This window comes from Amycolatopsis kentuckyensis, assembly GCF_002155975.1.
GTDB lineage: Bacteria > Actinomycetota > Actinomycetes > Mycobacteriales > Pseudonocardiaceae > Amycolatopsis > Amycolatopsis kentuckyensis.
This window is the reverse complement of record NZ_MUMI01000089.1, coordinates 23649-35109: the sequence shown is the minus strand read 5'-3', so window position 1 is coordinate 35109 and position 11461 is coordinate 23649. Positions and strand designations below refer to the sequence as shown.

The following is an 11461-nucleotide window of genomic DNA, read 5'->3' as shown; positions in this document are numbered from 1 at the left end:
GGCGCGAGGCGGGCGGGGTGGTGAGGCCGGCCCCTCCTGCCTGGTGGGCTAGGAGGGGCCGGGGTGTCCGTCAGGCGCGGAGGGTTGCGTTGTAGCGCTCGCCCGCTGCGGCCACTGCCGCGTCGCGGGCCTTGGTGGCCTCGTCGACCGTCAGCGTGCGGTCCGGGGCGCGGAAACGGAGCTTGTACGCCAGGGATCGCTTGCCCTCGCCGACCTGCTCGCCCGTGTAGGCGTCGAACAGGGTGATGTCCTCCAGCAGCTCGCCCGCCCCGCTTCGCAGGACCTCCGCCAGGTCTGCCGACGGGACCTCCGCCGCCGCCACCAGGGCGACGTCCAGGAGCACCGGCGGGTAGCCCGAGACGCTCGGTGCCGGGCGGGAGTCCGGCAGCGGGATCGCGTCGAGGTCCAGCTCCATCGCCACCGTGCGCGGCGGCAGGCCGAGGGCCTCGACCACCTTCGGGTGCAGCTCGCCCGCGTGGCCGACCGGCCAGTCGCCGACCCGGAGCTGGGCGCAGCGGCCCGGGTGCCACGGCGGGAGGTCGGCCGCCTGGACCGTCAGCTCGACGCCGGCCGCCTCCGCGATCGTGCGGGCCGCCTGGACCGCGTCGGCCCAGTTCGCCGGCTCGCCCGCGCCCCACCAGCCCGCGCGGCGGCGGTTGCCGGCGAGGACCACCGCGACGTGCAGCGGCTGCTGCGGCACCGCGGCCTCCAGCACGGCCAGTTCCTCGTCCGAGGGACGGCGGTCGACGCCCAGGTCCGGGACCTTCAGCGGGTTCGGGGCCGGGAGCACCACCTGGCCGACGTGGTACAGCGACACGTCCTTCATCCCGCGGGACACGTTGCGCTGCAACGTGTCCAGCAGGCCCGGCAGCAACGTCGTCGCCAGGCGGTTGCGATCGGCCTCCAGCGGGTTGCGGATGACCAGCGCGTTGCGGCGAACGTCGTCGGCCGGGAGGCCGAACGCGTCCCACACCGCGTCGCTGACGAACGGGAACGGGCGCACCTCGACGTAGCCCGCCTCGGCCAGCGCCCGGGAGACGCTCCGGACCCGCCGCTGGCCGTCGGTCAGGCCGCGGCCGGCCGGGGCCGCCGGCAGCGTCGACGGGATGCTGTCGTAGCCCTCGAGCCGCAGCACCTCTTCGACGAGGTCGGCCGGCTGGCGGAGGTCGCCGCGCCAGCTCGGGGGGATGGCCGTGACCAGGCCCGTTCCGTCGTCGCCCGTGCCGACCGAGACCTTGCAGCCGATCTGGGTGAGCCGGCGGACCGTCACGCCGCGCTGGTAGTTCACGCCCGCGACCTTGTCGGGCAGGTTGATCGGCATGACGACCGCCGGGTTCGGCTCGACCGCGCCCTCGTCGGTGCGGCCGGGCTGGATGGCGGCGTCGCCGTACTGGCGCAGCAGCCGGGCGGCCAGCTCGACCGCCGCCGCGCACAGCTGCGGGTCGGTGAACCGCTCGAAACGCTTGGCGGCCTCGGAGAACAGCTTGTGCCGCCGCGCGGTGCGGCTGATCGCCGCCGGGTTCCAGTGCGCCGCCTCGAGCAGCACGTCCGTGCTCTCCGGCGTGATCTCGGTGCTCGCGCCGCCCATCGTGCCCGCGAGGGAGATGACGCCGCTGTCGTCGGCGATGATCACGTCGTCCGGGTCGAGCGTGCGCTCGACGTCGTCCAAAGTGGTCAGTTTCTCGCCCGGCTTCGCCCGGCGCACCACCAGATCGCCCTGGATGGCCTTGGTGGCGAACGCGTGCAGCGGGTGCCCCAGCTCGAGCATCACGTAGTTGGTGACGTCGACGGCCAGCGAAATCGACCGGATGCCGGCCAGCATCAGCCGACGGCGCATCCGCCACGGGGTCGGCGCGGTCGCGTCCAGGCCGGTGACCCGGCGCAGCACGAACCGCGGGCAGCCTTCCGGGTCCTCGACGCGGACCGGCCAGGCGTCGCCCTCGGCCGCCGGGACCTCCAGCAGCGCCGGGTCGCCGAAGGGCACGTCGAGCGCGTTCGACAGCTCGCGGGCGAGCCCGCGGATCGACAGCGCGTAGCCGCGGTCCGGGGTCGGGGCGAGCTCGATCACCGAGTCGTCGAGGCCGAGCAGCTCGCTCGCGTCGTCGCCCGGGCTCGCGGTGCCCGGCGGCAGCACGAGGATGCCGGTGTGGTCGTCGCCGAGGCCGAGTTCGCGCGCCGAGCAGATCATGCCGTCGCTGATCCGGCCGTAGGTCTTGCGGGCGGCGATGGCGAAGTCGCCCGGCAGGACAGCGCCCGGCAGCGCGACGACGACCAGGTCGCCCTCGACGAAGTTGCGCGCGCCGCAGATGATGCCGCGGGTCTTGATGCCGTGCGGGCCCTCGTCGAACTCGCCGGCTTCGTCGTCGTCCTCGTCGTCGAGTTCTTCGTCGTCGAGCTCCTCGGCTTCGTCGGCGGGCTCGCCGACGTCGACGCGGCAGAAGCGGACCGGCTTCTTGAACTCGGTGAGCTCCTCGATCTCGGCGACCCGGCCGACGACCAGCGGGCCGGTCACGGGACCGAGCTCGCGCAGGTCGTCGACCTCGATGCCGATCCGGACGAACGCGTCGGCCAGGTCCTGCGGCGTGACCTCCTCGTTGAGATCGAGGTGTTCGGTCAGCCAGCTGACTGGAACTCGCACTACGCCTCCGTTCCGAAGGGAAGGGTGAAGCGGACGTCGCCCTCCACCATGTCGCGCATGTCCGGGATCCCGTTGCGGAACTGCAGGGTGCGCTCGATGCCCATGCCGAAGGCGAACCCGGAGTACACCTCCGGGTCAACGCCGCAGGCGCGCAGCACGTTCGGGTTGACCATGCCGCAGCCGCCCCACTCGACCCAGCCGGGGCCGCCCTTCTTCTCCTCGAACCAGACGTCCACCTCGGCGGACGGCTCGGTGAAGGGGAAGAAGTGCGGGCGCAGCCGCGTCTTGGAGCTCTCGCCGAACATCGCGCGGGCGAAGGCGTCCAGCGTGCCCTTGAGGTGGGCCATCGTGATGCCCTTGTCCACCGCGAGGCCCTCGACCTGGGTGAACACCGGGGTGTGCGTCGAGTCGAGCTCGTCGGTGCGGTACGTCCGGCCGGGGCACACGACGTACACCGGCAGGTCGCGGTGCAGCAGCGTGCGCGCCTGGACCGGCGAGGTGTGCGTGCGCAGCACCAGGCCCGAGTCCTCTTCGCCGACGTAGAACGTGTCCTGCAGCTGCCGGGCCGGGTGGTCCTTGCCGAAGTTCAGCGCGTCGAAGTTGAACCACTCGGCTTCGAGCTCCGGGCCCTCGGCGACCTCGTAGCCCATCGCGACGAAGGCGTCGGCGACGCGCTCGGAGATGGTGCTGATCGGGTGCCGGGCGCCCCGCGGGACGCGGTCCCACGGCAGCGTGACGTCGACGGCTTCTTCGCGCAGCACTCGCTCGTCTCGCTCCACCTGGAGCTCGGCGCGGCGTGCGTCGAAGGCCGCCTGGACGGCCTGTCGCGCCTCGTTGACGCGCTTGCCCGCCTCGGCCTTCTCCTGCTTGGGCAGGGCGCCGATTTCGCGGCGGGCCAGCATCAGCGGCGCGTGGTCGCCGAGGTGGGCCGGCTTGACCTCGGCCAGCCCTTCGAGCCCGGTCGCGGCGGCGAACGCCGCTTCGGCGGCCTTGACCGCCTCCTGCAGCGTCTCGGGGGCGAGTACCGCGCCCTGTGCTTCCTTCTCCGTGGCTCCGGACATAACTCCTCGGTGTCCGCTGGGACTGGTCGTTCGCGCGCCGCCGCACACGGCGCACGAGAGGTCAAAGGCGGGAAAAGTCTATGGGATCGGCTCCGCGCGCCCCCGGTCGCCCCGGGGGCGCGCGGACGCACGGTCAGCGCTCGCGGAACGCCCCGGCGAAGTCGACCGACGCGAACTCGCCGGGCACCACGCCCTCGGCCGCGTAGCGGTACAGCGCCGTCTGGTAGATACCGGACAACGTCGTGGTGAAGACCGCCACCAGCAGGGTCCAGACGATCGCCAGCCCGACCGCGACGAACACCGTGGCCGTGCCGCCGAGCAGGAAGCCGCCGCCGAGGAACACGACGTACCCGGCCAGGGTGAGCAGGAATCCGACGAGGCCGAGGCCGGCGGTGCCGGCGACGTTCTCGCCCCAGGCGCGGCGGAACAGCTCGACCGACCGCTTGACGCCGTCGCGGACCCCGACACCTTCGAGCATGACCACCGGCAGCACGAGGTAGGTGGTGAATCGCCACGCCATGCCGATCAGGCCGCTGATGATGCTGCCGAGGAAGCCGAGCCGCTCTTCGATCGCCCGCAGGACGACGCTGACCGTCGCGGTCACGCCCGCCCAGCCGAGCAGCGCCGGCCAGCGGCGGCCGGCCGCGGCGAGGCCGGCGCCGACGCCCGGCAGGCCGCCGTCACCGCGCAGCGCGACGTCCGCCTGGGAGATCAGGGCGGCGTTGAAGAAGATCGTGACGAACGCCGAGACGAGGTAGAACGCCGCGAGCAGCACGTACGTGCCGGGGGTCGGCCGGAAGTGCTCGGCCTCGAGGTGGACGGTGAAGAACGCGGGTGTCAGGAACACCCCGGCGACCAGCAGCCCGGCGATCCCGGCGAGCACCGGGAACCACGCCAGGCCCTTGTGGGCGCGCAGCACCTTCACCGAAGCGGAGAACAGCGCGAACGAACGAGCGAGCCTGCCCATGAAACCCCCCAATATCGGCCACAATGGCTATCGCGGGAGCCTACTCGCAGGTCAGCGCCGCGCCGCCATCGCGCTCGTGTAGACGCAGACGGCCGCCGCGGTGGCGAGGTTGAGGCTCTCGGCGCGGCCGTACAGGGGGATGCGGACGGCGAGGTCGGTCCGGTCGAGGACGTCGGCGGGCAGGCCGTGGGCCTCGTTGCCGAACACCCACGCCGTCGGCGCGGCGAGATCCACCCGATCGAGTTCGGCGTCGGCGTAGCCGTGCGCGGCGAACGTCCGCAGGCCCGCGGCCGAGCAGGCGGCCAGGGCGGCCGGGACGTCGCGGACGCGCGCGATCGGCAGGTGGAAGAGGCTGCCGGCGGCCGCGCGGACGCACTTGCCGTTGTGGGGGTCGACCGTGTCGCCCGCCAGGACCACCGCGTCGGCGCCGGCCGCGTCGGCGACGCGGATGACCGTGCCGGCGTTGCCGGGGTCGGCGACGTCCACCAGTACCACCACGAGCCGGGCGGCGGGGGTCACGGCTTCCTCGAGAGGCCGGTCCAGCAGCGCACAGACGGCCACGATGCCTTGGGGCGTCACGGTTTCCGACAGCCCGTCGGCGGCGCGGTCGGTGATCGGCGAGACGCCGACGCTGGCCGCACGGGCCGCGTCGACGAGCTCCGCGTGCTGCTCCGCGGCGCGCGCGGTGACGAACAGCTCGTGCACGGTGCCGTGCTCGAGCGCCGCTTCGACGGCGTTGGCGCCTTCGGCCAGGAACCGGCCGGTCTTGTCGCGTTCCGCGCGCCGCGTCAGCTTGCGCGCAGCAACGACCCGGGGGGTCCGTTCGGTGAACGGTTCCGCCCCGGGTCGGTGAAAGCTGCCGGTCAGGCCGACTTCGCTTCGCCGGTGTTGACGTTGGCCTTGGCGAGCTCGGCCAGCGCGGTGAAGGCGGCGGCGTCGTTGACGGCGAGGTCCGCGAGGATCTTGCGGTCGACCTCGACACCCGCGGCCTTGATGCCCTGGATGAACCGGTTGTAGGTCACGCCGTTGGCGCGGGCGGCCGCGTTGATGCGGGTGATCCACAGCTGGCGGAAGTCACCCTTGCGGGCACGGCGGTCCCGGTAGGCGTAGTTCAGCGAGTGAAGCGTCTGCTCCTTGGCCTTGCGGTACAGCCGCGAACGCTGGCCGCGGTAGCCGCTGGCCAGTTCGAGAGTTGCGCGACGCTTCTTCTGGGCGTTGACCGCCCGCTTGACGCGTGCCACGGGTCCATCCTGTCGATCTCAGGGGGCGAGGGGCCGCCCCGGGTGGTTACAGCAAGTTCTGCGGGATCAGATGCCGAGCAGGCGCTTGACGCGGCTGACCTCGGTCTTCGACACCTCGGTGGTGCCTTCGAGACGACGGGTCACGCGGCTGGACTTCTTCTCCATGCGGTGACGCCGGCCGGTCATCTGGCGGCGCAGCTTGCCCGTACCCGTCTTGCGGATGCGCTTGGACGTCCCGCTGTGGGTCTTCATCTTCGGCATTTCTGTCCTCTTTCGTGCGGCGGCTCACCGGAGAACCGGTGAGCCGCTGACTCGTGCTGGTCGGCGCCTACGCCTCGGGGGCCTGCTCGGGAGCGGGCTCGGCCTTGGCCTTCGGCTTCACGTTCTTGTGCGGGGCCAGCACCATGATCATGTTGCGGCCGTCCTGCTTGGCCGACGACTCGACGAACCCCAGTTCGGTGACGTCCTCGGCGAGCTTCTGCAGCAGCCGGTAGCCGAGCTCCGGCCGGGACTGCTCGCGGCCGCGGAACATGATCGTGACCTTGACCTTGTTGCCCGCCGCCAGGAAGCGCGACACGTGACCCTTCTTGGTCTCGTAGTCGTGCTGGTCGATCTTGGGGCGCAGCTTCTGTTCCTTGATGACGGTCAGCTGCTGGTTGCGACGCGACTCGCGGGCCTTCTGCGCGCTCTCGTACTTGAACTTGCCGAAGTCCATGAGCTTGCACACCGGCGGGCGGGCCTGCGGCGCGACCTCGACGAGGTCGAGGTCGTTCTCCTGCGCCAGGCGCAGCGCATCCTCGATCCGGACGATGCCGACCTGTTCGCCGGCGGGTCCGACGAGACGGACCTCCGGCACCCGGATTCGGTCGTTGATGCGTGTCTCGGAGCTGATGGGGCCTCCTTGGTCCGAGGAATGTTTCCTGTTCTCGTTTCGACCTGGTGCCCACATAGCGAAGGCCCCGACACCGTTCGGTGCGCGGGGCCCACTCTGTTTCCGATCGTGCCCCGGAGGACACTTCTTCACCCTGGACGGGTGAGACCGGACCCGGCCACCTGTACGGTGACGCGGGTGGGAGCGGGGCTCCACTTGCCGCCCCCGATCGCTCGGGGGCTGGTCGCACGTGGAAGGGTACCAGACGTGTCAGATCAACCCTCCGAACAGCCCCCGTATTCCCCCGAAGCCCGCCACCTGGAGGACATCCCCAGCGTGGAGGTGATCAGCCGCGCGGCGGTGATGCTGCTGTCGGCCGGCGCCGAGCGGCTCGGTCTCGCCGACGCCGACCCGGCGACGTCCCCGCACCGCGACTTGGACGAAGCGCGGCGGCTCATCACCGCGCTCGCCGGGCTGGTGACGGCCTCCGCGGAGTACCTGGGCCTGCACGCCGGGCCGTTGCGGGACGGGCTGCAGTCGCTGCAGAAGGCGTTCCGCGAGGCTTCGGCCGTGCCGGACGAGCCCGGGCAGGGACCCGGGGAGAAGTACACCGGACCGGTTTACTGACGGATGGCCCCGGCCGGCGCTCTTCGCGCCGACCGGGGCCGCCACCGAGCAACGCGGGGCCGATGCCCGCGGTGGGCCGCCCACCAAGCGACGCCGGGCCGACGCCCACGCCGGCCGAAGCCGCGGTGGGCCGCCACCGAACAAGGCCGGGCCGATGCAGCCGCAGCCAGGGCGGGGTCGGCCGAACCGGACGGACCAACCCGGGCAGCCAGCTACGCGTGCACCACCGGAATCCCTTGCCGGACGAGCCCACCGACATCTAACATGTTAGATGTGAGTCTCTCGAAGGTCACTCGCCCGCTCCTCCGCGACGAGGCGTACGACCGCATCCGCCACGCGATCGTCGACGGCACGCTGCCGCCCGGTGCGCCGCTGCGTGACGGCGATCTCGCCGAGCAGCTCGGGCTCTCGAAGGCGCCCGTCCGGGAGGCCCTGCGCCGGCTGACCGACGACGGCCTCGTCGACCAGAAGCCGCAGTCCTACACGCGGGTCTCCGAGGTGATGTCGCCCGACGTCCTCGATGCGCGGGAGATCGTCCGGCTGCTGCACGAGTTCGCCGTCAAGCAAGCCGCGTCGCGGTGCCGCCCGGAAGACGTCGCCGCCATGCGGGCGGCCAACGACCGGTTCGCCGAGGCCATCGAAGCCGGTGACGTCAAAGCCGCCGTCCGGGCCGATGACGAACTGCACGACATCCCCGTCCGGCTCGCCGGGAACGCCGCCGTCGCCGCCACCCTCGACCGGTACACCCCGCTGCTGCGCCGGCTCGAGCACGCCCGGTTCAGCTCCGCGCTGGCCTGGAACTCCGTCGAACGCCACACGAAGCTCATCGACGCGCTCGAGCAGCACGACACCGAAACCGCCGTCGCGGTGATCTCGACCATCTGGACCGAACTGCTGGAGGACCGATGACCCTCGCCGACTTCCCGCGCTACCCCCTGCTCTTCGGCCCCTCGCCGGTGCACCCCCTCGAACGCCTCACCGCCCACCTCGGCGGCGCGAAGATCTGGGCCAAGCGCGAGGACGTCAACTCCGGCCTCGCCTTCGGCGGGAACAAGACCCGCAAACTGGAGTACCTCGTCGCCGACGCGCTGAAGCAGGGCGCGGACACGCTCGTCTCCATCGGTGGCGTCCAGTCCAACCACACCCGGCAGGTCGCCGCGGCCGCCGCGCGGGCCGGGCTGAAGGCCGTTCTCGTGCAGGAAAGCTGGGTCGACTGGCACGACCCGCTCTACGACAAGGTCGGCAACATCCAGCTCTCGCGGATCCTCGGCGCGGACGTCCGGCTCGTCGAAGCCGGCTTCGGCATCGGGTTCAAACAGGCTTGGGAGGACGCGGTCGCCGAGATCGAAGAGCGGGGCGGCAAGCCGTACGCCATCCCGGCCGGCGCGTCGGACCACCGGCTCGGCGGCCTCGGGTTCGCGAACTGGATCGTGGAGCTCGAACAGCAGGAGGCAGAGCTCGGGGTCTTCTTCGACACCGTGGTCGTCTGCTCGGTCACCGGCAGCACCCAGGGCGGGATGGTCGCCGGGACCACGCTCGGGAAGCGCCGCCGGATCCTCGGCATCGACGCTTCCGCCAAGCCGGACGAGACCCGCGAGCAGGTCACGCGCATCGCGCGCAACACCGCCGGACTGCTCGGTTCCGGGGAGATCCCCGACGTCGAGCTCGACGACCGCTACCACGCCGGCATCTACGGCATCCCGGACAAGTCCACTGTGGACGCCATCGAAACGTGCGCCCGACTGGAGGGCATGATCACCGACCCGGTCTACGAAGGCAAGTCGATGGCCGGGCTCATCGACCTCGTCCGGAACGGCGAGATCCCGCGCGACGCGAACGTGCTCTACGCCCACCTCGGCGGGCAGCCGGCCCTGAACGGCTACACGAGCGTTCTGGGCTGACCGCCCACCGAAGCCTCAGTCCAGCACGCAGAGCACGTCGATCTCGACGAGCAGCTCGCCCGGGAGGCCGACGTAGACCGTCGTGCGGGCGGGCTGCGGCGTGTCGCCGATCAGCTCGTCGTACACCTCGTTGAACGGCGCGAAGTGCGCGGTGTCGGTCAGGTACACCCGGACCATGATCGCGTCGGCCAGGCTCGAGCCCGCCGCCGTCAGCACGGCCTCGATGTTCTTGAACGTCTGCCGGGTCTGGCCCGCGACGTCGTCGCCGACGATCGCGCCGGTCGCCGGGTCGAAGGCGACCTGGCCGGCGACCTGCAGCAGGTTCCCCTTGCGGACGGCCTGCGAGAACTTCGCCGGCGGCTTCGGCGCGTTCTCGGTGGAAACTGCCGTCTTGCTCATCAGTGCCCCTTTCCGTTCTCCGTCCATCCACTGTGGACGGAAGCTTCCTTGGTGGCGGCCCGCAGCTCGGGCACCAGCGCCAGCAGGCCTTCGTAGTCGAGCAGCACCTTCGGCACCGACATCGACGCGGCGGCCAGCACCTCGCCACCGGTCCCCCGCACCGGCGCCGCGATGCAGTGGATGAAGTCCTCGTGCTCGGCGTTGTCGACGGCGTACCCGAGCCGGTCCACGCGCTCCAGCTCGGCCAGGTACTCCGCAGGCGTGGTGATCGTGTTCGGCGTCCGCACCGGGTAGTCGATCGACCGCGCGATCTCCGCGCGGCGGGCCGCGGGCATGGCCGCGACCAGCACCTTCCCCACCGCTGTGCAGTGCAGCGGGGCGCGCTTGCCGATGCGCGAGTACATCCGCACCGAGTGCCGGCCTTCGAACTTGTCGATGTAGACGACTTCGCCGTCCTCGTAGCTGGCCAGGTGCACGGTGTGCCCGGTGCGCGCGTTGAGGGCGGCGAGCGCGGGGTGGGCGCTGCGCCGGACGTCGAAGGAGTCCAGGGCCTGGTTGGCGAGGTCGAACATGGCGCTGCCCAGCCGGTAGTGGCGGGTGCCTTCGCGGCGGACGAAGTGGTGCTGTTCGAGGGTGCGCAGCAGCCGCAGGACCGTCGACTTGTGCACGCCGATCTCGTCGGCGAGGTCGTCGAGGGTCCGCGCGTCCTGCGCGATCGAGGTCAGCAGCGTCAGCGCCCGGTCCAGACTTTGACTCACGTCAGCACCACGCCCTCTCCGGTCAGCCGCGCCGAACGCCACTCGTCCGGGTCCGCGTGGAGCAGGGTATCCACGACCGCGGGCGGCAGCGGCACCCCGACGTCGTCGTGGGTGAGCAGGGTGACGGCCGCCTGCAGGTGCCCCTGCCGCAGCCGCTCCAGGGGCGGGGCGCCGCGCAGGGTCGCGGCGAGGAAGCCGGCGGCGAACGCGTCACCGGCGCCGACCGGCTCGACGACGTCGACCTTCAACGCGGGCGCGAACAGCGGCTCCCCCTCGACCAGCGTCGCGCCGCGTTCGCCGTGCTTGACCACGAGCGTGCGCGGCTGCGGCAGCAGGGCCCGCAGCTCGGCCGGGTCCCCGGTCCCCCACACCCGCTGGGCCTCGTCGTCGCCGGTCAGGACGATGTCCGCGCGCCCGGCCAGTTCGGCGAGCAGGCCGGGGTCGCGACCCGCCCAGAGCGCGGGCCGCAGGTTGACGTCGAAGGAGATCAGCCGGTCGCCGCGGGGCATCTCCAGCAAGGCGCGCACCAGCGCGAGGCAGCTGTCCGACAGCGCGGGCGTGATGCCCGACAGGTGCAGCACGCGGACGCCGTCGAGGTCCAGCCGGTCCAGCAGCGAAGGGCCCATCCCGGACGCGGCCGAGCCCGCCCGGTAGTAGCGCACGGGACTGCCGCCGGCACCGCTTTCCTTGACGTAGAGCCCGGTCGGGCGCGTCGGGTCGACGGAGCACGCGCTGACGTCGACGCCGTGGGAAGCGACCTCACGCAGCATCGCCCGGCCGAACGGGTCGTCGCCGACCGCGCTCACCCAGCCGCTGCGGATCCCCAGCGTCGGCAGGTTGCAGGCCACGTTCGATTCGGCGCCGCCGATGGTGCGCACCCAGTGCTTCACCTCGTCCGGCGGGCCGGGTTCGGCGGGCACGAACAGCGCCATCGACTCGCCCACGCACAACACCTCGGGCCCGCTCGTCACTTTCCGTCTCCCTGCCCTTCACCCCGT

At 71.9% G+C, this 11461-nt stretch carries 13 protein-coding genes; 3 read left to right on the top strand and 10 right to left on the bottom strand.

Annotation, left to right across the window (positions count from 1 at the left end; genetic code table 11):
• Window positions 1–70: 70 nt before the first annotated feature.
• From pheT to infC, 7 genes are all read right to left on the bottom strand, one after another.
• Complete coding sequence (pheT, locus tag CCN39_RS09590) at window positions 71–2638, bottom strand: phenylalanine--tRNA ligase subunit beta (protein ID WP_086840458.1); 2568 nt, start codon at window positions 2636–2638, stop codon at window positions 71–73.
• Window positions 2638–3699: a phenylalanine--tRNA ligase subunit alpha gene (gene pheS / locus CCN39_RS09585; protein ID WP_086840456.1), complete on the bottom strand. Its 1062-nt coding sequence runs from the start codon at window positions 3697–3699 to the stop codon at window positions 2638–2640. The genes pheT and pheS overlap by 1 nt, the downstream gene beginning before the upstream one ends.
• Before the next feature lie 133 nt (window positions 3700–3832).
• Window positions 3833–4666 (bottom strand): DUF6159 family protein, encoded by an 834-nt coding sequence (locus CCN39_RS09580; RefSeq protein ID WP_086840454.1) that lies wholly within the window; start codon window positions 4664–4666, stop codon window positions 3833–3835.
• 51 nt (window positions 4667–4717) lie between these two features.
• On the bottom strand, window positions 4718–5533 hold the full coding sequence (locus CCN39_RS09575) for a TrmH family RNA methyltransferase (protein WP_279629568.1): 816 nt from the start codon (window positions 5531–5533) through the stop codon (window positions 4718–4720).
• A complete protein-coding gene (gene rplT / locus CCN39_RS09570) occupies window positions 5530–5907 on the bottom strand; it encodes a 50S ribosomal protein L20 (RefSeq protein ID WP_004559056.1) in 378 nt (125 codons plus the stop codon). The genes CCN39_RS09575 and rplT overlap by 4 nt, the downstream gene beginning before the upstream one ends.
• A 66-nt stretch (window positions 5908–5973) precedes the next feature.
• On the bottom strand, window positions 5974–6168 hold the full coding sequence (gene rpmI / locus CCN39_RS09565) for a 50S ribosomal protein L35 (protein WP_086840453.1): 195 nt from the start codon (window positions 6166–6168) through the stop codon (window positions 5974–5976).
• 67 nt (window positions 6169–6235) lie between these two features.
• On the bottom strand, window positions 6236–6856 hold the full coding sequence (infC, locus tag CCN39_RS09560) for a translation initiation factor IF-3 (RefSeq protein WP_086840451.1): 621 nt from the start codon (window positions 6854–6856) through the stop codon (window positions 6236–6238).
• A gap of 189 nt (window positions 6857–7045) precedes the next feature.
• Here infC and CCN39_RS09555 point away from each other — a divergent pair, with 189 nt between their 5' ends.
• The 3 genes from CCN39_RS09555 (at window position 7046) to CCN39_RS09545 (ending at window position 9306) form a co-directional block, all read left to right on the top strand.
• A complete protein-coding gene (locus CCN39_RS09555; RefSeq protein ID WP_167344378.1) occupies window positions 7046–7405 on the top strand; it encodes a DUF1844 domain-containing protein in 360 nt (119 codons plus the stop codon).
• A 273-nt stretch (window positions 7406–7678) separates the two neighbouring features.
• The gene (locus CCN39_RS09550) at window positions 7679–8314 is read left to right on the top strand and encodes a GntR family transcriptional regulator (protein WP_434781097.1); all 636 of its coding nucleotides are present in this window, start codon (window positions 7679–7681) and stop codon (window positions 8312–8314) included.
• Window positions 8311–9306 carry a 1-aminocyclopropane-1-carboxylate deaminase gene (locus CCN39_RS09545; protein ID WP_086840447.1) on the top strand — a complete coding sequence of 332 codons (996 nt, stop codon included), beginning with the start codon at window positions 8311–8313 and terminating at the stop codon, window positions 9304–9306. The genes CCN39_RS09550 and CCN39_RS09545 overlap by 4 nt, the downstream gene beginning before the upstream one ends.
• A gap of 15 nt (window positions 9307–9321) precedes the next feature.
• Here CCN39_RS09545 and CCN39_RS09540 read toward each other — a convergent pair whose 3' ends face one another.
• The 3 genes from CCN39_RS09540 to CCN39_RS09530 are packed head-to-tail and all read right to left on the bottom strand — an operon-like array spanning window position 9322 to window position 11395.
• Window positions 9322–9705: a RidA family protein gene (locus CCN39_RS09540; RefSeq protein WP_086840445.1), complete on the bottom strand. Its 384-nt coding sequence runs from the start codon at window positions 9703–9705 to the stop codon at window positions 9322–9324.
• Complete coding sequence (locus CCN39_RS09535; protein WP_086840443.1) at window positions 9705–10463, bottom strand: IclR family transcriptional regulator; 759 nt, start codon at window positions 10461–10463, stop codon at window positions 9705–9707. The genes CCN39_RS09540 and CCN39_RS09535 overlap by 1 nt, the downstream gene beginning before the upstream one ends.
• Window positions 10460–11395 carry a sugar kinase gene (locus tag CCN39_RS09530; RefSeq protein WP_244210694.1) on the bottom strand — a complete coding sequence of 312 codons (936 nt, stop codon included), beginning with the start codon at window positions 11393–11395 and terminating at the stop codon, window positions 10460–10462. The genes CCN39_RS09535 and CCN39_RS09530 overlap by 4 nt, the downstream gene beginning before the upstream one ends.
• Window positions 11396–11461 lie beyond the last annotated feature (66 nt).